The 23,681-nt window shown below is 44.5% G+C and carries 18 protein-coding genes and 3 pseudogenes; 4 read left to right on the forward strand and 17 right to left on the reverse strand.

The window, feature by feature from the left end; translation table 11 throughout:
- Window positions 1–946: 946 nt before the first annotated feature.
- Together CS022_RS21890 and CS022_RS21895 are read left to right on the forward strand one after the other, a co-directional pair.
- Window positions 947–2,617, forward strand: coding sequence for a ribonucleoside-diphosphate reductase subunit alpha (locus CS022_RS21890; protein ID WP_129124045.1), 1,671 nt, complete (start codon window positions 947–949; stop codon window positions 2,615–2,617).
- A 15-nt stretch (window positions 2,618–2,632) separates the two neighbouring features.
- Window positions 2,633–3,919, forward strand: coding sequence for a ribonucleotide-diphosphate reductase subunit beta (locus CS022_RS21895; RefSeq protein WP_129124046.1), 1,287 nt, complete (start codon window positions 2,633–2,635; stop codon window positions 3,917–3,919).
- Window positions 3,920–4,057: 138 nt separating this feature from the next.
- On the opposite strand, the gene CS022_RS26875 is transcribed toward CS022_RS21895, so the two are convergent.
- Together CS022_RS26875 and CS022_RS26880 are read right to left on the reverse strand one after the other, a co-directional pair.
- On the reverse strand, window positions 4,058–4,363 hold the full coding sequence (locus tag CS022_RS26875) for a hypothetical protein (RefSeq protein WP_235869849.1): 306 nt from the start codon (window positions 4,361–4,363) through the stop codon (window positions 4,058–4,060).
- The gene (locus CS022_RS26880; RefSeq protein WP_235869850.1) at window positions 4,339–4,800 is read right to left on the reverse strand and encodes a hypothetical protein; all 462 of its coding nucleotides are present in this window, start codon (window positions 4,798–4,800) and stop codon (window positions 4,339–4,341) included. Before CS022_RS26880 ends, CS022_RS26875 begins: the two co-directional genes overlap by 25 nt.
- 638 nt (window positions 4,801–5,438) lie before the next feature.
- Between CS022_RS26880 and CS022_RS21905 the strand changes: the two genes are divergently transcribed.
- Window positions 5,439–6,485, forward strand: a complete 1,047-nt coding sequence (locus tag CS022_RS21905; RefSeq protein ID WP_129124047.1) for a hypothetical protein — start codon at window positions 5,439–5,441, stop codon at window positions 6,483–6,485.
- A gap of 95 nt (window positions 6,486–6,580) precedes the next feature.
- Here the strand turns inward: CS022_RS21905 and CS022_RS21910 are convergent, their stop codons facing one another.
- From CS022_RS21910 to CS022_RS21975, 15 genes and pseudogenes are all read right to left on the reverse strand, one after another.
- Window positions 6,581–7,135, reverse strand: coding sequence for a hypothetical protein (locus CS022_RS21910; RefSeq protein WP_129124048.1), 555 nt, complete (start codon window positions 7,133–7,135; stop codon window positions 6,581–6,583).
- Between the two features lie 335 nt (window positions 7,136–7,470).
- Complete coding sequence (locus CS022_RS21915) at window positions 7,471–8,676, reverse strand: CobW family GTP-binding protein (RefSeq protein ID WP_129124049.1); 1,206 nt, start codon at window positions 8,674–8,676, stop codon at window positions 7,471–7,473.
- A 124-nt stretch (window positions 8,677–8,800) separates the two neighbouring features.
- Entirely contained in the window at window positions 8,801–10,078 is a 1,278-nt protein-coding gene (locus tag CS022_RS21920; RefSeq protein WP_201746342.1) for an ATP-binding cassette domain-containing protein, read from the reverse strand.
- 91 nt (window positions 10,079–10,169) lie between these two features.
- Window positions 10,170–11,012, reverse strand: coding sequence for an ABC transporter permease (locus CS022_RS21925; RefSeq protein ID WP_201746343.1), 843 nt, complete (start codon window positions 11,010–11,012; stop codon window positions 10,170–10,172).
- A pseudogene (locus tag CS022_RS21930) lies at window positions 11,009–11,937 on the reverse strand (ABC transporter permease). Before CS022_RS21930 ends, CS022_RS21925 begins: the two are co-directional and overlap by 4 nt.
- Window positions 11,938–11,961: 24 nt before the next feature.
- Window positions 11,962–12,657 (reverse strand): annotated as a pseudogene (locus tag CS022_RS27525) (ABC transporter substrate-binding protein); the annotation flags it as partial.
- Between the two features lie 77 nt (window positions 12,658–12,734).
- Complete coding sequence (locus CS022_RS27530) at window positions 12,735–13,442, reverse strand: ABC transporter substrate-binding protein (protein WP_201746346.1); 708 nt, start codon at window positions 13,440–13,442, stop codon at window positions 12,735–12,737.
- Between the two features lie 316 nt (window positions 13,443–13,758).
- Entirely contained in the window at window positions 13,759–14,820 is a 1,062-nt protein-coding gene (gene galM, locus CS022_RS21940; protein ID WP_129124050.1) for a galactose-1-epimerase, read from the reverse strand.
- A gap of 16 nt (window positions 14,821–14,836) precedes the next feature.
- On the reverse strand, window positions 14,837–15,988 hold the full coding sequence (gene galK, locus CS022_RS21945) for a galactokinase (protein ID WP_129124057.1): 1,152 nt from the start codon (window positions 15,986–15,988) through the stop codon (window positions 14,837–14,839).
- 34 nt (window positions 15,989–16,022) lie between these two features.
- Window positions 16,023–17,067 (reverse strand): annotated as a pseudogene (locus CS022_RS21950) (UDP-glucose--hexose-1-phosphate uridylyltransferase).
- Between the two features lie 452 nt (window positions 17,068–17,519).
- Window positions 17,520–17,759, reverse strand: coding sequence for a hypothetical protein (locus tag CS022_RS21955; protein WP_129124051.1), 240 nt, complete (start codon window positions 17,757–17,759; stop codon window positions 17,520–17,522).
- A 269-nt stretch (window positions 17,760–18,028) separates the two neighbouring features.
- Window positions 18,029–18,775, reverse strand: coding sequence for a class I SAM-dependent methyltransferase (locus tag CS022_RS21960; protein WP_129124052.1), 747 nt, complete (start codon window positions 18,773–18,775; stop codon window positions 18,029–18,031).
- Between the two features lie 312 nt (window positions 18,776–19,087).
- Window positions 19,088–19,573, reverse strand: coding sequence for a hypothetical protein (locus tag CS022_RS21965; RefSeq protein ID WP_129124053.1), 486 nt, complete (start codon window positions 19,571–19,573; stop codon window positions 19,088–19,090).
- On the reverse strand, window positions 19,570–21,123 hold the full coding sequence (locus CS022_RS21970; RefSeq protein ID WP_235869852.1) for a S8 family serine peptidase: 1,554 nt from the start codon (window positions 21,121–21,123) through the stop codon (window positions 19,570–19,572). The genes CS022_RS21965 and CS022_RS21970 overlap by 4 nt, the downstream gene beginning before the upstream one ends.
- Complete coding sequence (locus CS022_RS21975; protein WP_129124055.1) at window positions 21,015–22,763, reverse strand: Ig-like domain-containing protein; 1,749 nt, start codon at window positions 22,761–22,763, stop codon at window positions 21,015–21,017. The genes CS022_RS21970 and CS022_RS21975 overlap by 109 nt, the downstream gene beginning before the upstream one ends.
- Window positions 22,764–23,105: 342 nt before the next feature.
- Here CS022_RS21975 and CS022_RS21980 point away from each other — a divergent pair.
- Window positions 23,106–23,681: hypothetical protein (locus tag CS022_RS21980; protein WP_145964534.1), on the forward strand; the 576-nt coding region annotated here is incomplete at its 3' end.

Genomic DNA, 23,681 nt, shown 5'->3' on the forward strand with positions numbered 1-23,681 from the left:
GCAATACCACGTAAGTTTTCACGGTATGCAAGTCGAGCCGAGTCAACGGCTCACCGTTGCGACATATTTAATGATTGAGTCATACTGATATTAATTATTGATATTTAAGTTAAATATCAATAATGACGCAATCTGATGAGACCACGTAACTCAGATTGATGCAATGATATGCAACAAGCTGAGGTAGGACATTTGGGTCAGGAGTTAACCTTAAGAGACGGTTATTCTCTCAGGAAAGAGGAAAACAAATCTAGTCGCAAACCTGGGTCGGAGAGTGTCAAGCATCGAGCCTAGCAATTCCTTTCTTCTCTTCTTTCAATTTCTTATCTTGGTCAAAGTGCCATTTGATAGCGAAAAAAGCGGCAACGCCCAGTGCTATTAGCTTGATAGCCATAGCCACATATGGAAAGTAATCTAACCAACTATTCACTGTAAACCTCGAAACAATTAAATGTTGTTGTTCATTTTTTCGGAATTTTACCCTTTTGATAAGCTCTAAATCAATCGGTTGTCTCGCATTTTTAATGCAAAAACACCTCAAGAATTTTGAGGATACTTCACTCCATCAATAATTTAAGAATGATAGTTTTGGCTTTCTTGCAATGAATCAAGGCTACCCAACACACTCTTCATTAACCAATACTGTCTTTTAAATTACGGGTGTTTGTACTCTTCCAAAATCAAGCGGTGGCAATTTCCGCCATACGTCACATTTTCTACTCTTTGTCGATGAGACTAACTTTTTACTTGAAGCCCCATCGCTACTGACTTGCCTATCAAAAACACCATGCTCAAGAATCATTCACGGGTGTTATGTGCCAAATTCTGAAATTATTTATTTGCTGTTGATGAGAATGAGAATTATAATCATATTCAACATATAGTGATGGCATTAATATATAACACGACATGTAGTGGTGCTTTTACTAACGTACAGGGGATTTCAATGCATTGGCTGAATGATTTGTCAAAAAAATTTCTTGAAAGTGGATATCTGGACAGAGGTGTAGAGCCAGAAACACGAATCAGGGAAATTGCAGGTCACGCAGAGACACTTCTCGGTATTTCAGGGTTCGCTGACAAGTTTGAAGGCTACATGCAAAAGGGCTTTTACTCTCTTTCATCCCCCGTTTGGTCCAACTTTGGAAAAAAGCGAGGCGAACCTGTTTCATGCTTTGGATCCAGTATTGGCGATAACATTGGCGATATCCTCTACACACAGTCTGAGGTTGGCACAATGTCGAAACTCGGTGGTGGCACATCCGGTTACTTCGGCCACTTACGGCATCGTGGTGCGGAGATCACCAATAACGGCCACTCATCAGGCGCTGTTCACTTTATGCAGCTATTCCAGACGATGGTTGATGTCGTCAGTCAGGGCTCTGTCCGTCGCGGCCGTTTTTCTCCTTACCTCCCTCTCAGCCACCCAGATGCCAGCGAGTTTCTGGACATTGGTATGGAAGGCAACCCCATTCAGGATTTGACACATGGTGTGACTGTTGATGACCAATGGATGGAAGAGATGATTGCCGGTGATCAACAAAAACGCGAACTTTGGGCAAAAGTGATTCGTCGTCGCGGCGAACTTGGGTATCCGTATATCCTGTTTGAAGATAATGCGAACAACAACACCGTTGATGTGTACAAATTGCAAGGGAGAAGGATCGTCGCCTCCAATCTTTGTACTGAAATCATGCTTCCTTCCGATGATCGTTGGTCCTTTGTGTGTGTTCTTTCGTCGATGAACCTTCTGCATTTTGATGAGTGGCGGGACACAGACGCAGTGGAGACCTTAGTCTATTTCCTTGATGCGGTAGTCTCGGAGTTTTTGACAAAACTGGAGGTATATCGCGATTCAGACTCACTCGATGATCAGCGTATTTTCCAGTTTATGGAAAAAGCTTATGCCTTTGCCAAAGAAAATCGTGCTCTCGGCCTTGGTGTGTTGGGCTGGCATTCTTACCTGCAATCTAAAATGATTCCGTTTGAATCACGAGATGCTGCTCGTCTCAATCTAGATGTTTTCAAATTAATCAAAGAAAAATCTTATCAGGCATCTGCATCGCTGGCTGAACAGTTTGGTGAGCCAGAGATGCTGAAAGGAATCGGTCGTCGTAATACCACCCTCAACGCAGTTGCTCCGACAACCTCATCAGCGTTCATCCTGGGACAGGTATCTCAGTCCGTCGAGCCAGTGTGGCGAAACTGCTACGTGAAAGATATCAGCAAAGTGAAAACCACCATCAAGAACCCTTACCTAGAGCAGTTACTTGAAGAAAAAGACCAAAATACAAAAGCGATTTGGCAGGATATTCGAGACCATGATGGTTCGGTGCAGCACTTGTCTTTTCTCACTGAACTTGAAAAAGAGGTATTCAAAACATTTAGCGAGATCGACCCTATGAGTATTGTCGATCAAGCGGCTGTTCGTCAGGACTTTATTGACCAGGGGCAGTCCCTAAATTTGGTGGTTAACCCTGCGACACCTGCAAAAGAAATCAACCAGCTATATATCAGCGCGTGGAAGTTGGGGATTAAGTCTCTGTACTACCAACACAGTGTTAATGCAGCCCAGATGCTCAACCAACAACGTCAATGTAAAGCTTGCGAAGCCTAACGAGGGAGCCTCAATATGATTCACGGTATTAACCAAATACAAAAACGAGACGGCTCAATCGTTGCCTTCAAACAAGAAAAAATTAGTCATGCGATACTAAAGGCCATGAGAGCGGTCAATAGCGGATCCCAACAGGATGCTGAAAATATCGCCCTGAAAGTGATGGAAGATCTAGCCGCAATTCGAGAGAAAGACCGTCGCTACGTTCCATCTATTGAGGGCATTCAAAACATGGTCGAAAATGCGCTAATGTCATCATCATTTCACGATGTGGCAAAGGCATACATCCTGTATCGCAATGAACATGCCAGACAGCGACAGACGAATATTTTTGAAAAACGAGTAAACCTTAAACCTTATGAGTACCCTGATTTTTGTGAGTATGTCGATGCCATTCGTCACTCTTATTGGGTACACACTGAGTTTAATTTTACTTCCGATGTTCAGGATTTTAAGTCGAGTCTCTCAAACACCGAAAAAGAAGCAATAAAGCGCACCATGCTGGCTATCTCACAGATTGAAGTTGCAGTAAAAACCTTCTGGGGCAACATTTACAGCAAAATGCCTAAACCTGAAATTGGTGCAGTAGGTGCGACGTTTTCTGAATCCGAAGTGCGCCACTCAGATGCTTACTCTCACCTGCTTGAAATTCTGGGTCTGAACGACGAGTTTGAGGCATTGCGCGACAACCCGGTGATCATGAAACGGGTTCGTTACCTCGATATGGCATTGAAAAATGCTAATTCAGATGACAATCGCGATTATGCAGAATCTATTTTGCTTTTTGCATTGTTTATCGAGCATGTCTCGCTGTTTTCGCAGTTCTTGATCATTATGTCGTTCAATAAACATCGCAGCTTACTCAAAGGAATATCAAATGTCGTCGAGGCGACATCAAAAGAAGAACAGATCCACGGTAACTTTGGTGTCGACTTAATTAAGCAAATTAAGCGTGAAAACCCCAGTTGGTTTGACGATTCTCACGCCGCTACCGTTTCTTCTCTATGTCGTCAGGCAATGGAAGCTGAGAGTGAGGTGATCGACTGGATATTTGAACATGGCGAGCTGAGCTTCCTACCCAAAGACCAAATCCGAGAATTTATTAAACACAGGTTCAATCAATCGTTGAATAATATAGACATTGCGCCAGTCTTTGATATTGACGAAAGTTTGCTCGAAAAAACCGAGTGGTTTGATGATGAAATCATGGCAACGAAACATGTTGATTTCTTCGTTAAACGTTCAATTAATTACAATAAGCGCCAACAATCGGTCACCGCTGAGATTTATTCTAATAAGTAAAAAATAGTCACCTGTTTACTTCGTTAAAAACGGTGCTTTTCACGTTAGTATGGCCAGAAAATCTGGCCATACTTTTTATAGTTTATAACTACAAACGCTTTATTTTTTAGGCGTATCAAGACTTAAAACATTTCATAGTTACAGTTGATTTACTTTACCCGGAAGACTTAAATCTCCTGACGCCACATCAAATACATTGGTTACACAAAATACCGGTGCGTGGACGTTTGTATCTACTCTAAGTGCTGCAGTAACACCATCGAAAGAGGCATTTTCAATGACCGTCTTATCTGGGAAAGGCACCCGAATAGTTACAGTCTGACCATCAATAACAGGATCATACCCCGGACTATCAAGCAAGATTGGTAAACCCGGCCAAGTGACGGGTAATCTTGGTGTGGCGCCTTCAGGAATATCCTTCACTGCGAGGCTCCCGGGCCACAACGTTCTTCCGGCGTCAGAACAACCCAATGTGTATGCCAAACGCCACCATCATTGTCGTAATTATTGTCGCCACTTTCATCAAACAACGGCGTGTCGTCAAAGTCGGGATGGGTAGCGGCAACAATAGCTAAAATGCCCTGTTTCTTGTCAAAACCTGCATGGTAGCTGTCAATAGATGTGGGCCACACATAAGCATGTGCTTCAGCCCCCGGAGCACCAGCACCTGGTCGTTTTTTTGCTACTTCGCTGCCAGCTTTACCCACCACCTTCATTGTAAATGTGGCAATGTTACCTTTACTGGTGACTTTTGCGCTGAGTATGTCAAAAGTTGGTAGGCTTATATTTTTTTGCTCGGGTGAGTGAATTCCGTCTGCAATACCTACATAGCTATAAATCGCTGACGCGATGGCTGAAATAAGAATCAAGCTCCTTTTCATAACCTATCTCCTGCTTTTGTTTTCACTTATGAAATAATCTTTAAAAATTGGCGTAAATATTTTTAACGAATGTTTTTAACTATTGTTCGTTAAATTAATAGAACAGATTATTCACTTGCATGTCAAACATGTTTTTAGTCGAAACTATTTATATTATTAATTTTGAGACTTTTACTCTGCAAGAAAACCAAGACATGGATATATGATATTTTTATAAATCAAAGAAGATATAAAATATATTAATGGCAATTTAATTATTGGTTTTGATTTTTTATGAATTAATTAGCTTTAATAAATTGAACAAATATATTTATAAGTATAATAATATCTATGAATCACAACGGTAATTATATAACATAAAATAAACACAATTTTAACATACCGTTAAACTTTTGCGCGAAATTTATGGCCATTAAGGTAGTCTTAATTTTATTGTAATCAACATTATAGAAGTAAAGGAAAGGGTTTTAGCGGTAAGTATAAGAACTAAATTCTGATTATAACCATAACTTTTATATGTACTTATACCTCAATAACTTTTGATCTTAAGTAATGAAACACAGTAATCACAAGTTATATGTAATATGGTTAAGAGCGTTATTTTTAAAGTTATAACACTGAAAATTATGGGGTCAATAATGAAATTAAAGAACCATCAGGAGAGTCATTTGAGAGTATTCAGTACACTCACTTCTCTTATTCTATTTATTGTTTTTTTTCTATATCCTCAAGAGACGCTAGCGCATGTTAAATGGTTTGTCTCTTCAGAGCTTCAGCCTCCAGAGACCTTCGTCCCCTACAGCTTTGATGAGCCAATGGTAAGGGCATGGATAGGTATAGCAGTTTTCCTCATTCTCACATCGATATTTCTTGACAGTCGCTTACCTTCTCTACCTATCGTTGACAGCAAAACTCGGCATGACGTTATAGAAATAGTACGTATATTGACAGGTATGTCACTCTTACTAACAGCATATGATGGAAAACTTATTGCGCCACATTTGGCGGCACAAGACAGCATAGGTATGTTTTTTGTCTTTTTAGAGGCTGTTATTGGCTTAATGTTAATCGCAAATAGATTCTTATTTATTGCCGCTATTCTATTATTGGTTTTGTTAGTCGGAGTACTCATCCAGTTTAATCCAATAAGTGCTCTCGAGTACATCAATGTCACTGGCATAGCACTCTTCATATTGTTCAACAACATGCCCACAGAGGCCTCAAAAGAGCGATTTAAGCCATACTCAGTCGCTGCATTACGTATTTTCACTGGCATCTCACTGGTTACACTCGGCCTCTCAGAAAAAATAATTGGCGCATCACTCGGTCAGGAATTCTTACGTGTCCACCAATGGAATTTTATGCAGGCGATGGGGCTCGACTTTTTCACTGATAGGCTTTTTGTACTGTCGGCTGGCATGATGGAAGTCGTGTTTGGGACAATATTAATTTTAGGTACCGTCACGCGTCTGAACACGCTGGTTTTATCGCTATTTTTGCTCGCATCTAACCTCGTTTTCCTCTACGTCGGTATGAAAGAAGCGGCACTCATGGAATTGGTTGGACATATGCCGATCATTGCATCAGCGCTGATTTTGATCGTGCTCGGTTATGGTCAGCGGCTAAAGATACCCAATATCTTTAAAAAAACAAACGACGCCAAGCCTGCAGAAGTGAATGGGTAATAGTTAAACTCGATAAACATGTTCGAGTGTCACTCTCATCAAAAAAGCCAGCATCTCGCTCGAAATGCTGGCTATCTAATAATAATCGTAACTTTCTACAGAACGCGCAAACACTTCTCTGGCGGCAAGCTCAAGAGGGTATTCGCGAATAGTATTTTTTCATCACGCCATTTCTTCGCTGCTGCATCTCCGTCTTTTGAATGTCTATCAGCATCAAAGTAACTTCGCTGAGGCATCCCATCCGCTGGCGTCATTACCATAGACTGCTCATTGGCTCTCACAGTAAACAGAAACTGACCTCTTTGCCCCGATTGCGCTGCAGGATGATGCAATGTCGTGTCGCAGCAATAGCGATTGCCACTCAACGCGCGACAAGTATATTCAAACGCATCTTGTGTGCCTCTTCCCGGGAACGACGTGTAAATACTAATACCATCTCGCTGCAGAGCGCCGCTTCCCGCACTCAGTTCGACCGCATACTGCACTAACCTGAACCCGAGAACCAACCCACCGATACTCTTGATCCCACTAAACTGGATAGCACCTGCTAGATTAAGTCTCAATCGGTCTTCATCTTCGAAAAGATATAAGTCTGGCGTTGCCCAGTCACTTTGAGGAATAAGAAGATCAGTAATATCAGATTGGTCCATGCCCGTCTCCGTTTTTGCCTGTGTATGAATATGCAAACCACCTTACACAAACACTGCACAAAAAACGGTGTCAGCTCTTAAACTTTGAGAATGATTTTCATTTCTATTGACGAAGGTCAAATTTTACATTGTTTGATTCCCACGCAGAAGCACTGTCAGAAACCGATGAAGAGCAATGACAAGAGAGAAATCAGCAAACACGGTAACGTATTTTGTACCGTGTCTGCGGCCGAGACTAACGCGCGATGTGAAAAGGTAATCAGAGAACCTGACTGAGCTAAAAAGACCAGATCTTACTGGTTTTATAAGCCTTGTTACTGGCCAGCAAAAAAAAGTTAGCTGTACTTGAGCTTAGCGATATTCTGCGGCCATGGGTCTTCAAACAATCCGCCATTCTTCCACTTCTCGATTTCTTTGTCAGTCAGGAAGCATTTCTCAAGCGCTGCTATAAATTCATCGACTTCGTTAACCTGCCCAATGACGGTTAAACGACAACGACGATCGCCAAATCGGCTCTCAACGCTGTCTATTTTATCTTGAAGAACCTGGCGGTGCTCATCAGTGAATTTCTGAGACTCGTCATTGATGACGGACGCTCTCCAAAAACCAGTTACCTCTAGGCCTACGTTACCGTTGGCTTGGCTCCAAAGCAGTGCCAAATCATCTCGGGACGGAAACCAGAAAAACCCTTTACTGCGAAAGACGCCTTTGGTCAGGAAGTCATGACACGTATTCCACAAACGTTGTGGATGGAAAGGTCGGTCATCTTTAATCACTTTGGCAACCAGCTTTTGTCCCTTTTTCCCAGACAAATAAAGCGGGTCATTAACCGTTTCACGGAGCTCGGTGATCAACTGCTCGACAAGAAAGAAATTATAGCTTTGCTCTTTGTTGAGTGTATTTACATCAAGGTTGCCCCAAGACGTTTTAATGATTTCTGCGTAAACATTAAGCGGATGAATAGACTGAGCAATGGTCTGAACTTCATCAGCAGTCAGTTTCTCTGTCTTGGTCAACAAGACCTGATTTGAAAACATGATTTGCTCAACCAGAAGGTTTTCTAACCCTCGAATACCTTTACTGACATTCTCTTGCCACTTAGGAATTAACTGGGTGCCCTGACGATAATCGTCTCGCAACCAAATAGCGTCCACCAAGGTGATCACGTCTTTTAAGATGAAACCTTGTCTTTTATTAAAAAATTCAACAAGCGGTAGAGGGTGACTACTTCCTGAGGTTTCAATCACGATCCAGTTCGTTTTTTCATTTTCGCATAGTGTGTCGAGCGACTTTTCAAGCTGCTTGATCCCATCAGGGCTACTGATGCTGTCACCGCTCACAGTAACAAAGTTACCCTGATGCTTATTCACCATATCCATACTGGATATGAGTACCCCATCGACATCCAGCTCACTCATATCATTAACGATGACAGAGGGTGACATACCTTTATCGCTGGCTTGCTGAAGAATATTGCGAAGCATTGTGGTTTTACCTGAGCCAAGAAAGCCATGCAAAATAGTTACTGAAATCGAAGACATGTCGTTAACCTATCATCCTAAATTTATTCTTTATCACGTTTGGAAATATGTATCGTTATCAAAGCCGCCTGACTCATCATATTCATTGGCATAACTTAATGACCTGCGACAGCTGACTCTCGGCTTAAAGTGTAATTTTCCGATCTGTCGACTTATCTATTAAGTCGAGATCACGGCTAACCAATAATATGGCAACCCCCCGCTCCCTCGCTAAGCTAACAAGCAACTCTATGACCTCGCGTTGAGTCGATGTATCCAAACGAGAGGTGGGTTCATCGGCAAAGAGAAAAACGGGTTTAAGTAACAGGGCTCTTGCGATAGCGAGCCGCTGTAACTCACCACCAGAAACCGCATCAGGCTTTCGCGCCAGTAACGTGGCATCAATGCTCAGCTGGTTGAGAAGCAGGTTCAGTTCCATTTCATCAATTTTATGTAGCTTCATAAGCGCCTTGAAACCTCGACCGATAATCTGATGCGGAGGAAAGGCTGCTGGCGGATCCTGCCAGAGCTTCTGAAACTTGGTTGGTGCATGTCGGCCTGATCGCCATACCTCACCGGCTGAAGGTTTCAGCAGGCCAAGAAGCGCATCTCCCAGTGAAGATTTACCAACGCCGGAAGGGCCATAGAGCCCGACGACTTCACCTGCATGCAGCTTGATATCGATGCATTTGATCAAAGTATTCTCCCCACGTGCAATCGTCAGTTGCTTGCCATGAAGAACGACTTCATCCATTTGCGCGGGTACTTTTTTCTGCCAGTGACGCGGCTGCGAAGCAATCAGCGTTGCCGTGTACTCCTCTTTTGGCTCACTCAATACTGTCTCTGCGAGGCCCCTATCGATGACACGGCCCTCTCGTATCACCAATATTCCGCCGAGGGATTCTGCAAGGTGTAAATCATGAGTGTTCGTAAGAAGTGCTCCTCCTGCCTCAGGCACAGATCGTAGATGTGATGCGACGTCGTCACGCCAAGATGTATCAAGCCCCTTGGTAGGTTCATCTGCAACAACAATCTCTGCGCCCCCTGCGCGTGCTGCAGCGACTGCAAGGCGCTGAGCCATACCGCCAGAGAGCTGGAATGGAAAGCGATGTTTGGCCGCTGACAAATCCATCGCTTCAAGATCTTGCTCTGCATGCGTTAACGCGTTCGGGCGATTGGCGACAAGTTTATGTACTTCTTCGACCTGTCGAACAGCAGACATCAATGGATCAAGTGCACGCCATGGTTCCTGCGGAAGGACACAAATTTTGTGACCCCAGAGTGCTTCAATACTACTCGTTTTTTGCAGATCGACGTTTACCGACTCTATTTCGAGTGACCCTTTGGCACTCAACTCTTTCGGTAATGTGCCCAGCAACGCTTGTGCAAACAGACTTTTCCCTGATCCAGTTTCGCCAATCAAAGTGACTGACTGACCACGTTCGATGACGACAGATATCGCTCAACCAACTGCGTAGCGCCGAGAAAAACAGAGAGATCTGCACGAAGTAACGTCATGGTCCGGCTCTCCCTGCAATTAATGTCAGCGCGAGTAACGTGAGTAACGTTGCAACAACAGGTTGGATTAGTGCCCAAGGTGCCTCTCGCCAATAAGGAAGCAACTTCACCATCATAGAACCCAGTTCAGGAGTAGGTGCCCTCACCCCGACAGAAACAAAACCAAGCGCAGCGATACCCATAACGACCGCAGCAAATGTAAGCGCAAAGGTGGTTGTCAGCACTGGCGCAAGCTCTGGCCAAAGGTGAGTTCGAAAAATATATAGCCTTCCAAAGCCCAATAATTTTGATGCCTCAACGGCTGGCGCGGCAAGTTGTGCCCTGACCGTGGCTCTGGTCAGCCTGAAAACTTCAATCCAAAGCGTCAGTGACAATCCGGCCCAGAATGCCAGAGGCTGATTGGGGAGAATTAAGCCTGCAATCAATACAATCAGCAGCGCGGGGATTGCCATCACCGAGTCAGCCAACAGAACAATCAGTCTGTCTATCCACCCTCCGCGCCAACTTGCCACAACCCCCAGAGTAACGCCGATAAAAGCGGTGGTCATTAAGGTAGCAAATGCAATAGTCAACGATAAACGCAAGGCCGCCGAGAGGCGAGCAGACATTGAGCGTCCAAGATGGTCATAACCAAGGAGCACTTCTGAAGAGGGCGGCTGCAGCGTACTCAGCAGACTCTGGCTCGATGGGCTCACATCATTAAAGTGAGGCTCTGCAAAAGCAAAGACCAATACGATGGCCATAAGAACCATGCCAAAGAAACGGCTATTCAATTTCACGCTGAAATGTCGGCTTTTGATTTGGCTTTGGTTTTCAAAATTTCTCACAGATGATGTCATTGAGAAGGAGCCCTCGGGTCAATCAGGCGGGTCGTAATATCGGCGATTGCGTTAACCAAAACAAAGGCTGACCCCATGACTAGCGCAGTCCCCTGTACCATTGGAACATCTCGATGAAAAACAGCGTGAACCAGTGCATGCCCAATTCCGGGCCAGCCAAAAATGGTCTCAACCACCACCACGCCTTCCATCAAAGCAACAAACTGCGCCGCTATGAGTGTGATAAGAGGAACTGACACATGACGCAGGCCATGACGGATCATTACCTGATGTTCATTAAGCCCCTTCCAGCGCGCAAATTTCCACCAGTCTGAGTCTCGTGCCTGTACGACAGCCTCCCGAGTAATTCGCGTGGTGTTGGCCACGAGCACGAGGCGAGTGTGAGAGCCGGCAAAATGAAGTGCTCGGCATTGCCATATCCGGCGGCCGGGAGCAAACCCAAGCCGACTGAAACGACAACAATGAGGCCGAGACCCAATAAAAATTGCGGCGTAGATTTAAACAAAGCCGCCAGTATTAATGTTGCTTTATCTATTCGACTACCGGGATGTAACCCTGCCCATACACCCAATGGTGGGCCAATCAGAAGTGACAGTATGACTGCCACTCCCGCCAGCTGAGCGGTTGCCCCCAATTGATGCGATATCTCTGCCCATACAGTTTGGCCAGTGACGAGCGATTGACCGAGATTTCCTGTCGATAAGTCGGCCAACCATGCCATGAATGCTGCAGGGCCTGAGGGGTCTCCGACCTGAGCTCTTACTAATTCAACATTTTCTGCGTTAATGTTGTCATAGCCAAATCGCGCGCCAGCGATGCGAAAAAGCATATCACCGGGTAACGCCATCATCATTGCAAAACTTAACACTCCAACGAGAACGGTGACGACGACAGCCTGAGAAGCACGCCAGATGAGAGCGCTCATAATAGGTTTTGTTGATGGTCCCACTTAGTGTGTCCAACGAATTTCAGACAAACCAATTGTGCGCTCAAAAGGATCAATCACCACCCCAGACACCTTATCGGTAACCGCCATATTAAGTTGGTACCATGCAATCGGGAGGACAGGCAGCTCTTCATGCAGTGTGTTTACCAAATACTGACGAGTGCCATCTGGCGCAATGCCCGCCGCCAAGGCTTTAACCTTTTTAGCAAAGTTTTGGTTTTGCCAACCCATAGCTCCCCAATCACCACCGGGCGCATAATCTTGCAAGAGCGTGCCAACCGGATCAGGAACCAATGCAAAGTTTCGCGCGAACAGAGCAGTGGAGAGTTTACCGTTGTTGTGTTTGGCAGGTATCTCAGTGTAATTGGTTGAGTTAATCTTTGGTAACGCACCGACCGCTGAAAATTGTTGCTCCAACACGGCAGCGACAAGTGGAAGTTCCGGACGGTCTGGATAGGTCAGAATCTCTATCTCCATCACTTTTCCATCCCTTTCAAGGACACCTTGCGCGTTCACTTTCCAACCTGCTTTTGTCAAGTCAGCTTTCGCTTCTTCAGGGTTATATGCAAGAGGCTCCAACGCATCGTTGTGCCATCCCGCCATGCCTTTGGGAAACATCTGTGTGGCACCTGTGTCGTAACGCAACACTGCTTTGGCAATGCCTGCACGGTCTATGGCTTTCGAAAGCGCTTTTCTCGTCGCTTTATCAAAGGTATTACCAGCATGAGAACACGAGGAATAGCGGTAGAGGTCACTCTAAGGTTGTCTATTGTTTTCTAACGCGTAAATGATGCAGGGTCCAAACTTAATGTCAGATCGGCATCACCGCTCTCAGCCATTAGTGCACGTGTTTCAGCGCGGCTGATACCATGGTAGGCCGCCTTGTTTATGGCTGCAGCTTTCCCCCAATAGTCATTGAAGCCTTGTACCGTCATTTTGATAGGGGGTGAAAACGCTGTTACCTGGTAAGGACCCGTTCCTACAACATCAATAATGTTGCCGTCTTGCCCAATAGACTTTGGAGATATAATCGCCGAGCGGTATTCCACTAGCATGGCTGGTAACATTGAGAAAGGCTCAAGGAGTTCAATCGTTACTGTGTTGGCCTCGCCAGTAATCGATTTGACAGGCGTTCTCGCCAACAAGCCACCATTGTTTTTCGACCAATTTAGAGACTGAGCAACTGTGTCTCCATTCATAACTTCGCCATCATGGAAACGCACATTGTCGCGCAGAGTAAAAGTCCACGTTAAATTTTCATCTGATACACTCCAACCACTCGCGAGCCCGGGGATCAAGGTACCATCTGCTTTTGCATCAATAAGGGTCTCTAAAACATCCATCTTGAGAAAAATGCTGCCAGAAGAAATGGGGTCTTTACCTTTTAGTTCAAAGGGTGAAACAACATCGAGAACGTCATCCTTGGCTTGAGCAGAGAGCGCAGTGACGCCCATCAAAAAGGCAAACGAAAGTGATCTGAACATCTATTTCTCCTGATGATAAACGAGAGATGGCGAATGAAGCTGAAAGGAAAATACGCCATTGTGGGGTGGCTGAGAGAAAGGCAAAACGATTGAAATGCTTCCATGCATGATTTGTTATGTTATAACATAACAAATCATAGTCAACATAAATTAAACACCGTGTAATACGCATAGCTATCCCTGTAAGTAGCGTGCTATCTGGTGATTGTCTTAACTCGATAGTCATAACCGGAAAGAGCATTGGAATGAGGAAACATCAAAGAACTGGCTTTGTTTTTGGACGTGATAAAAAGGTAACCCGAAGGTTACCTATTTTTTAAAAGTCAAAGCTGAAGACAGTGCGGTGTTTGTATTCCTCACCCGCACGTAAAATGCCATTACTCCTGCCCCATTCTGGATGATTTGGGCCATCAGGAAGGTACTGCGTTTCGAGACAAAGGCCTTGCGCCTTCACATACTCGCCACTCAATCCGGGCGTCCCCTCAAGGAAATTTCCGGTGTAAAGCTGTACAGCAGGCTTAGTCGTTCTAACCCGTAAAACCAAGTCACGTCCGGGTGACATGAGCTTGATAACGTCTTCCTCGCCATCGTTAAGCCCACGATCAAAGACAAAGGCATGGTCATATCCACCTGCGATCCTCTGGTCAGCGTCGACCAAAAAATCCTTTTCTATAGATTTTGTTCGTGTGAAATCGAACCCTGTACCTTTGACCGATTTTATCTCGCCAGTCGGGATGAGTTCGTTGTCCGTCGGCAAGTAATGCGATGCGAGAATTTTAAGGCTATGAGTCAGCACCGTCTGCCCTGAGTCCTCTCCCGCGAGATTAAAATAAGCATGGTTTGTCAGATTGACCGCAGTCGGCTGGGAACTGACAGCAAAATATTCCACATCTAATTGATTTTTATCAGTCAGTGTGTAGGTCACTCTGGCTTCAAGTTTACCGGGGAAACCTTGCTCGCGGTCTTCCGACGTGAGTGTGAATATAGCCTGATTAAAGCTATGGTATTCAATATTCCAGCGCCGACTATCAAAGCCAACCTCTCCACCGTGTAAGCTGTGTTTCCCGTTGTTGCGAGTAATTTGGTATTTGTGATCGTTAAGGGTGAAACGACCATCCCTTATTCTATTAGCGAAACGCCCAACCACTGCACCAAAGTAAGCGCTTTGCTTTTTAAAGGATTCCATGTCCGGTGATCGTAAGAGAACTTCTCGTTTCTCGCCGCCAACAGGAAGAATACAACTCAACCATGTCGCGCCAATATCCATAAACGAAGCGGTCATTCCATTTAAATTAGTCAGAGTAATAACTTCTGCTTTTTCTCCATCATAAAAGAGAACACCCCTGAGCGTTCCCGTAGATTTAAATCCGTCTAGCATGCCTTCTCCTAATTATTCAGACTCTGCACGCCCCCTTAGATGTATCACAAACGTAAAATTCGGGGGTCAGTCGAGTAATTTTTTTATAATGTTTTTGGACGGCGTTTATTACGTTGTCGATAAGGTCATGAGGTAAAAGCGCAACCACGCAACCACAAAATCCTCCGCCAGTCATTCGAACCCCACCTCTCGTGCCGATAACTCCTTTTGTCAGCGCGACCAATAGATCAATTTCACTCACGGTTATTTCAAAGTCATCACGCATAGATAGGTGAGACGCTTCCATCAACTCTGATAATGCACTCATATCTTCCTTAGACAGGGCTTTTACAGCTTCTAATGTGCGTTCATTCTCTGTGACAACATGTTTTGCTCGTTTGAAAATAAGAGGATCAAAACTTTGTTGATTGCGAATTAGAACTTCAGACGACAGTTCACAGAGTGTATTAACTCCACAATGGCGAGCAGCGGTTTCACATTGTTGGCGGCGTAAATTGTATTCGCTGTCAACGAGCCCTCGCCTTTTGTTCGAATTGATAATCAGCACAGTTATGTTATCCGGCAATGCGACAGGTTGAATGTCCAGAGTCAGACAGTCGATTAGTAGGCCATGCCCTTCACGCGCATTTGCTGACGCCATTTGATCCATAATTCCGCAGCTGCACCCTACAAATTCGTTCTCAGCTTTTTGGGATATTAACGCGATTTGTTTTTGGCTCAGTGAGAGCCCATAGATTTCGCTGAAGGCGCGTGTAATTGCGACTTGCAGAGATGCAGAAGAGCTTAGACCAGCTCCCTTAGGAATATTTCCACCCACCACCAAATATACACCACCAAGTGCATATGCATACTTCATCAATATGACAACAACACCGCGTATGTAATTCACCCACATTTTATCTTTATTAAAAGTAATTTCTTCCTGAAGACTGAACTGGTCACTGTCATTTTCGTAGTCTGCAGCAACGACACGCACTAAATCGTCATTTCGCTTTGCGACGGCAACAACGGTCGCGAAGCTAATCGCGCAAGGCAGCACAAAGCCACCATTGTAGTCTGTGTGTTCACCAATTAAGTTCACTCGACCGGGAGCCTGAAACAGATACTCATGAGCATATCCAAAGACACCTTCAAATACTGAGCCAACACGACCAAATAACTCAGTCAAATCGCCCTCGACTACAACGTTTCTGTTTTCCATCTCAGCCCTGCTTTTTATAGTGAATGTCGCTGACAGCCCGAAGCCTCTCAGCCGCTTGTTCAGGTGTTAAATCGCGTTGGCTCTCGGCAAGCATTTCATAACCGACCATAAACTTTCGTACTGTCGCTCTCCGCAACAAAGGGGGGTAAAACAATGCATGAAGTTGCCAGTGTTCAATGTTGGTGGACGGTTCAAAAAATGGCGCAAAGTGCCAGCCCATAGAATAAGGAAAGGACGTTTGGAACAGGTTGTCATAACGGCAAGTCAGGGATTTCAACGCATTCGCCAGATCAGTGCGTTGGTGGTGGCAAAGCTCGTCCATTCTGCGGACATGGCATTTAGGTAACAGCATGGTTTCAAAAGGCCATGCTGCCCAATACGGTACCACCGCGACCCAATACGTTGTTTCAACGACAATGCGAGTGGTCGATTCAAGTTCACGTTTAATATAATCCACCAGCAAATTGGAGCCATGCTCGAGGTAGTAGCTTTTCAAATGGTCGTCTTTTCATGCTATTTCATTGGGAATAAAGCTGTTCGCCCATATTTGCCCATGAGGATGCGGCTGCGAACACCCCATCGCCTCGCCTTTGTTTCGAAACCTGTACCCAGATGTATTTCTTTCCCAGTTCGCGAAGCTGCTGATCCCATGTATCGATGACTGCACCAATTTGCGTTAAAGAAAGTTCAGGCAATGTTTTACTATGGTCGGGCGAAAAGCAAATTACGCGGCTAAGGCCAGTGACACTCTCAGCTCTGAACAACGGACTTTCGGATTTCGGTGATTCGGGACATTCTTTTGCCAGTGCCGCAAAGTCGTTCTCAAAGACAAATGTTGAGGAAAAATTGGGATTACTCTCTCCTGACACTCGCGTGTTGCCGGGACACAAAAAACATGTCTCGTCATGCTGAGGTAAAAACACCTTTGGTGGGTTCTCATCTTGTCCGCTCCACGGCCTATTCGCCCGGTGCGGTGAAACCAGCACCCATTGGCCAGTCAGCGGATTAAATCGTCGGTGCGGGTGTTCACTCGCATCAAAAATCATTTCGCTCACTCTTCGCTCTCCCCAAAAATTTGCGTTGAGTTGTAATCATTAGAGTTATTGAGCTGCCATCGCCATTTCTCACTCTTTAAGTTTTCGAGGAGTAAATCCAATATTCACACCACGATGCCCTTTATTTTTAGTCTCTGTGTAATAACAACATGAGCATGATCGTTAAGCGACTCGAACCCTTCATAACTTCAGTGCCTGAATTAGTCAGGTTGTCGAAATTGTAGCCAGTAAAATCACATTCTGTTTATTGGCAATCTAAGAAACTATCTTGTTGTCTCAATCAATTAGGAAATCCGCCTGCCTTTTCGGTTTTCGAAATGGCATCCAAACAACCGAAGGAAATATTTAATAAATATATAGAGCGACAAGGAGAGGAAAGAAAAGAAGGCAAAGCTAAGATAAAACAATGTGCCCGTTTCACTTTGGGCACATTGGCGGGTTCATTAATCAGGTTTTACAACACACGCAGGCACACAACGATACTCTTTTTCATACCATGTCGCCGTTTCCATCTTCCCTGTCCCCGGGTTATAGAAGGTTTTTGTTACTTTCACTAACGTCCAGTAACACTCTTCACATTTGGCACTTGGCTTAGAGAGTCGCTGCTCAGAGTTATCGGCAAGAGCAAAGTTAGTCGCAGACAGACACATCACGGCAGACAAGGCCAACAGTAGTTTTTTCATTCCAAAACATCCATATTATTTCGTCAATAGCTTTTTAAATTCAATGCATTGATTAATGCACGTAGAACGGTAGCATGCCTGCTTTTTTATGCAAAAAGGAAGAGCGGAGTATTGTTAGTCAGATGATTTATCTTTCGATAAGCTTCTAATGCGTTTAAAGGGGTTTCACGAAATCCCTTCAAGGATTGAATCGACGGCGCATTACTCGCACCGCCATCTTGAATATTTCATTTAATGCTTTGTTACCTGAAAGGTAGCGTTGAATTACCCTACCCTGCTTTGACCGCACTAAATCTTAAGCGAACATAATCAGCCATCCATTGGCCATCAACAAAGAGGATAGGCCTTACCATGGCTTCCACCTGATTAAAAAATGATGATTTCTGCGCCTCAGAGAGATTGGTTGTAATCCCATTAGCAAACGTCTCAAGCCAACCACGAATACCCGCATTCAAAGGGGTTGGTCGTGGTATCAATTCGATAGAAGTGACTTTAAAGCCACCCTTTTCAAGTTTGGCTTTGTATTCGTCATCAGAAGGAAAATACCACGGGTTTGAAAATACGCCGAACTCAGGGTGGCGTTCAAACACAGTTTCCATTGCCTGAAGAATGACATTCACATTCCCTTTGCCCCCGAACTCAGCGACGAAGCGGCTCTTGGGCTTTAACGCTCTCGCTACTCCATCGATAACATCGTCTGCATCCTTCATCCAGTGCAAGGCAGCATTGGAGAAAACAGCGTCAAAGTCGTCGCAAAAGCTCAGCTTACTGCCATCCATCACCTCAGCACTTAAGCCACGGCTGGATGCTTTGCGTATCATGTCATCGCTATAATCAACGCCGTGAACGTCGACACCCTCCTGCGCCATTTTTAGTGTCAGCGTCCCGTCACCACATCCGAGATCCAACACTCTCTCACCCGCTTTGGGCTCCAGGAGTTTTAAAACCGGGAGGCCATAGTCGGCAACAAAGGATGCGTTTTTAATGTATTGCTGTGCTTTCCATGTCTGACTCATAATTATTACCTCCAGATTATTTAGGGGAAGGATGCTAGTAAAGCCTTTCAGCATCAGATAAGCGAAAAGGCGGTAAAATCAAACGTGCAGTTTCGATTTTTGGCTGTTTACTATTGCCTTGTGTTGGATACTCATCTCTTATCTGCATGACGCCTACTACTCGCTTATTCAGGCATTACAATGATGTTTAAAACAATCACTACCTTTGAAACTATCTGATTGATTAATAAGTATTAACAGGCTTTATCTAATTCTGTGATCTTGATTGCGAGTTCGAGAAGGTAGACATGGGGATAGAGGAAGAACCTGCGTTTAGGGGAAAGAAAAAAGGCGGTGACACTGCACCACCTGTTCGTTATTTTTGAATTTATCGAGCTGTTTTAGGTTGTTCTTAACTTCGATTTCAGCCGATAAAACGCCGGGTTGTTGCCGGACCCATACAAGTTTTGAGGCAAGTTCTGTCTCTGGCGGGAACTTCAGCAACCAGAAGCCTGCGGCAATATTCACTTTCTTCATCAGCGGGTCATCAAATGTCAGGGCTGATTTTTCTGAAGATTCAATAATCAGGTTTCCTGTGACTTCCCCTTTGATATTAAGCGCGCGGTTTATCACCTGTCGACCAGCATGCAAACCCGTTTGCGACGCAAAGGCAAACTGCGAATAGACTGCCACGTCAGATGTATCCACTAAGTCATACTTCATACCTCCACTCACCACACTTTCAGTGCCCTGACTAGCAAATGTGCTCGCGGAACTTAAAGCAATGAAAACAACGACGGGTAAATGACCTAATTTCATGACTGACTCTCCTTATTACCCGCAACATCTCTGCCGCTATCGCTATGACCATATATTTTTATCGATGCATTTTTCACTGTCCCCAACTCCGCATTATTCTCGAGAACTTCTGGGTCACCCTCGCCAAAGAAGGTCTTCCGATACTCCATTTTTCCATTATTCGTGTCGACGATGCGCACTTTCCAGGTGCCCTTTGACTTCTCATCAAGAAATGCATGACTGAGAAATAACAGCGGCCCTTCGTTTATAAACACTTCGTCTGGCGACATGATGTGCATATTTCTCGCAGTCACAACAATTGACTTGGTGCCGCTGGGTGAAATCACTTCGACTGACAAATCATTGATGCGCTTATGGTCGATATCTAACTTGAGCTGAACACCTTCCACCTTCCAATCTTCGGTCACTTCAAAACTCTTGGTGAGCCCGGTGAAATTCTCTGGAATCTTGTTTGGCTCTAGTTCAGATGAGGAAACAAATCCCGTGCTTTCAAGAGGTGGAAGCAATACATAATCGCGGCTTGCCATTTGTACAGCTTCTGTCGCGTTAACCATCCCAAAGCCATACCAGTTGTGGAAACTGTTACCGGCTGCATTGGTCACCCAGCTCTGCTCGGCGGTGTAACGCTGACCTTGCTGAGTCAGCTCAACAGGTTGGAAGTCGAGATCAATTTTTGTGGCTGTTTTCGCCATAACATAACGAACATCGCGCCATGTCATTGCAGGGTTGGCTTCCATGACTAGTGCAGCAACACCAGACGCAACCGGAGCGGCTGACGATGTGCCGTTAAACTGCGACGTATAACTGCACTGCGTTACTGCCTGAAAGCGATCATCCAAACCGCCGGTGAAATAGCTACCCCAATCGTAAAAACGTTCTTTGGAGTAACCTTTCTCGCATCCTTCCACATCAGTGGTGATCATCGCTGGCTGGTCTTCGCCGTATTCGCCACCGGGCGCTGAAAACATCACCGCCGCCCCTGTCGTTGAGTAGCTGGATAATGGCGATGCCGCATTTGCACCCAATGCCGACACCAAGGTGTTGTAGAAGCTGGCGTTACTCGGATCAGAATTCGCCAATTGATGCGTTAATCGGGCTTCCTCTGGTGAGCTATTGACTCGTATATAGGAATAAAACCAATAGTAAAGGCTATTGAAGCCATTACCTGCTGATTTGATCATCAATGCAGGCTGTTGAGCCGTCGCAAAATAATCTTCCAATATCGCTTCTTCGATGTTGAACTTAAACGATGTGGTCGGCAGAATCAGCGGCAGCCCATACCCGTAACTTTGATTGATGATTCTGGCATTGGATGTTTTCTCTCCACCATGAGTAGACTTCCATGTTTCCAGCGTCTGACTATTCAAGTAATTGAACCCAGTCAGACTTGATTCTGGCGCAACACCTCGACCACCAAGTGAATTAAACCCTGCCGCACCAATCAAGCCAGCAACAGAGGTACCATGGTCGCCCCCATCTTCATCATCTTTATAAACAGGCGATGGATCATCATCATTGTCAACGAAGTCATAAGAACCACTCGGGACGATGTTGCTCGCAAATCTTCGTGATTTAACTCAAGACCCGTATCAACCACAGCCACTTCAATATTTTTCCCAGTCACACCTTGTTTGTGTAACTGGCCAATATTGATATCAAAGCCTTTGGTGGCATGCGATCGCGAAAAGCCTGTTTGTCCCGTATTGCGTAAATGCCATTGTTGGAAATACAACGGATCAGAGCCGTCACTGGCTTCGTACTTTTGTTCAGTGAGCACAAGCATTTCGGCAGTCGACGATTCTTCGCCAAATCTTGCCGTTACCGTCATTAAAATCGGTTCCGCATAAGACTTTGCCTCAAGCAAAAAGGTACCGTCACTCTCAACACTGAATGACTCAATATCATCTGCGTTATCAAACTCAGCGGTAAAATCTGCCTTTTTCGCGCCTGAAAATTGTAACTGACCACTGACAATTCTTGTCGAACTGCGGTATTCAGCATTTTCCAGCGTGAGTGGTAACTTTGAGAGTTCAACAAAAACCTCTACAGACCTTCTATTTTGCCCATCACTTACGATTAAAGAAAAGCGATCACTTCCCACCGCTGAACCATTAGGAACATAACGAAAATCGCCTGATGACGAGTTGACTGTGACATCGCCTTTCGTAGCCAGAGACTCAATTGAATAACGTAACGTGTCGCCCTCAGCATCTGTCGCCGATAGCCTTCCAGTGAGTTCTTCATTGATATCACTCGATAAGTAAAGAGGCGAAACAACATCTGGCGCTGAATTAACTAAATCGAACGAGAATTCAATATCATCAGATGCAATTCCATCACTCGCTCTTAAACGAATCACCTGCTTACCCGTGGCTTCGCCGTTTGGACGGTATACGACCTTATTACCTTCAATGGCTGCCACACCTGTTTTTGGCGAACCTACGATAGCCAAGTTCACGGGGTCGCCATCACTGTCAGAGACAGAGAATGGGATCTCGAGAACGTGGTTGTAAGGATGGGTTTGCATGCTAAACCCTGAGGAAAGAGAAGGCGCGTTGTTATAGACCTCAATCTTAAAACTGACGTCCCGAGTGTTTACCCCATCACTGACACGAAGCGTTATCTCCTCCGCACCCGCTACCGATGTAGGTTTATAGACAAGTAAACCAGACGCATTGATTTCAGCTGTGCCATGTGAGGGACGAGAAACAATCGTAACGTCCAGTGAATCGTTGTCTGGATCAGTGATTTCTAAATCAACTTCAAGCGTCTTCTTGTAGTGCGTTCTAAACAACGCGCCTTGACGCCCAACCATTGGCGGGTGATTGACAGGCTTCAGTTGAACGGTAAGAAAACTTTCTAACTTTCCATCACTAACCGATACTTGGAGGCGGTCTGGCTCCCAGTAAGAAACATTACGCTGTGGAACATAATTTAAAAGGCCACTTTTGGCGTTAATCGTAGCTATGCCGTATTGCGGGTGTACTTTAATTGAGTACGTCAGCTGATCAGCATCTGCATCCTTTGCTGACAAATCAATGTTTGTGTTGCTCTTATAGCTTACGTCCAGTGTAGATTCTTTACCTTCAAAACTCGGTGGCCGATTCTCCGTGATATTTTCTTGTGTATCTTCCGTGCAACCAGTAACCAATACAGACGCTACTAGGCTGTTTATTAATGTTTTTTTCATATAATTGGCCCTACCCAGTTATATCTCTGAGGATGTAAGGCCACTGCTTCAATGAACGAATTAGATGTATTTATAATTATTGAGTCATTACTTTAATCACAATATTGAGACTCTTTCAATATTGTTTCCATTAATATCAAATACTGGTTCCTTTTTTACCGTCAAACCAGTCATTAAAACAATAAGCATGAATGTTAAGTTTTATTAATCAAGACAACCAAAAAATCTATTTAAAACAACAGAAAAGTACAAATTATCTCAAATCAACAACAGTTTGATATCAACACAGTGTTATATTGAAAAAATATAAAAATCTATTCAGCTTGCTAAGGGAATATGTCTATGGAAAGTGTTACGGACGCTGCTCTCAAATCCGAGCGTGCACGAGCGATAGAGGCACAGGACGAATCGCCTGTCTCTGCTGGAACTCATTCAAACAACAGAAAAAAACGAAGTATAGAAGCAGCTCGTGCTGACTCAGTACCTCGCGAGCGCATGTCACATTTGAATGAAGTACAAAAAGCCAATGCACAAAAAACGCAAATTAATAATGCCATCACGAGACCCGAAACTATTTCTGACAAGCCAAGGACAGAGAACGAAAAAATTGACCCAATACCTGTGTCTGAGGTTCGTACTGACTCTCTTAATAAACATCTAAAATTATCGCCAGTAAGTAAAAAAGATAAAAATAGTGGAGAGGATAATGCATCTGATCATCAAGGAGACAAAAAAAATAACATCAACGGTACTGGGTATAACATTAATAATAGAAAAGAAAAAAAAATAACCCAATATAAAAAGGATAATAATCCCCAACGAATAGATAGAAATATAATAAAACAAGGTAAAGAAAATGAGGGAGACAAAAAAAATCAGATCATGCTAGAGAGCGCTGCTTCAGTAAAGTCTTATCAA

The sequence above is a fragment of the Veronia nyctiphanis genome, assembly GCF_004116385.1.
Classification (GTDB): domain Bacteria; phylum Pseudomonadota; class Gammaproteobacteria; order Enterobacterales; family Vibrionaceae; genus Veronia; species Veronia nyctiphanis.

Excerpts from the sequence above, each read along its gene's own strand:
- CS022_RS21975 (WP_129124055.1), bottom strand. The coding sequence starts at position 22,763 with ATGAAAAAAACATTAATAAACAGCCTAGTAGCGTCTGTATTGGTTACT.
- CS022_RS21925 (WP_201746343.1), bottom strand. The coding sequence starts at position 11,012 with ATGACATCATCTGTGAGAAATTTTGAAAACCAAAGCCAAATCAAAAGC.
- CS022_RS21895 (WP_129124046.1), top strand. The coding sequence starts at position 2,633 with ATGATTCACGGTATTAACCAAATACAAAAACGAGACGGCTCAATCGTT.
- CS022_RS21890 (WP_129124045.1), top strand. The coding sequence starts at position 947 with ATGCATTGGCTGAATGATTTGTCAAAAAAATTTCTTGAAAGTGGATAT.
- CS022_RS26880 (WP_235869850.1), bottom strand. The coding sequence starts at position 4,800 with ATGAAAAGGAGCTTGATTCTTATTTCAGCCATCGCGTCAGCGATTTAT.
- CS022_RS27530 (WP_201746346.1), bottom strand. The coding sequence starts at position 13,442 with ATGTTCAGATCACTTTCGTTTGCCTTTTTGATGGGCGTCACTGCGCTC.
- CS022_RS21955 (WP_129124051.1), bottom strand. The coding sequence starts at position 17,759 with ATGAAAAAACTACTGTTGGCCTTGTCTGCCGTGATGTGTCTGTCTGCG.
- CS022_RS21960 (WP_129124052.1), bottom strand. The coding sequence starts at position 18,775 with ATGAGTCAGACATGGAAAGCACAGCAATACATTAAAAACGCATCCTTT.
- CS022_RS21905 (WP_129124047.1), top strand. The coding sequence starts at position 5,439 with ATGAAATTAAAGAACCATCAGGAGAGTCATTTGAGAGTATTCAGTACA.
- CS022_RS21965 (WP_129124053.1), bottom strand. The coding sequence starts at position 19,573 with ATGAAATTAGGTCATTTACCCGTCGTTGTTTTCATTGCTTTAAGTTCC.
- CS022_RS21910 (WP_129124048.1), bottom strand. The coding sequence starts at position 7,135 with ATGGACCAATCTGATATTACTGATCTTCTTATTCCTCAAAGTGACTGG.
- CS022_RS21915 (WP_129124049.1), bottom strand. The coding sequence starts at position 8,676 with ATGTCTTCGATTTCAGTAACTATTTTGCATGGCTTTCTTGGCTCAGGT.
- galM (WP_129124050.1), bottom strand. The coding sequence starts at position 14,820 with ATGCTAGACGGATTTAAATCTACGGGAACGCTCAGGGGTGTTCTCTTT.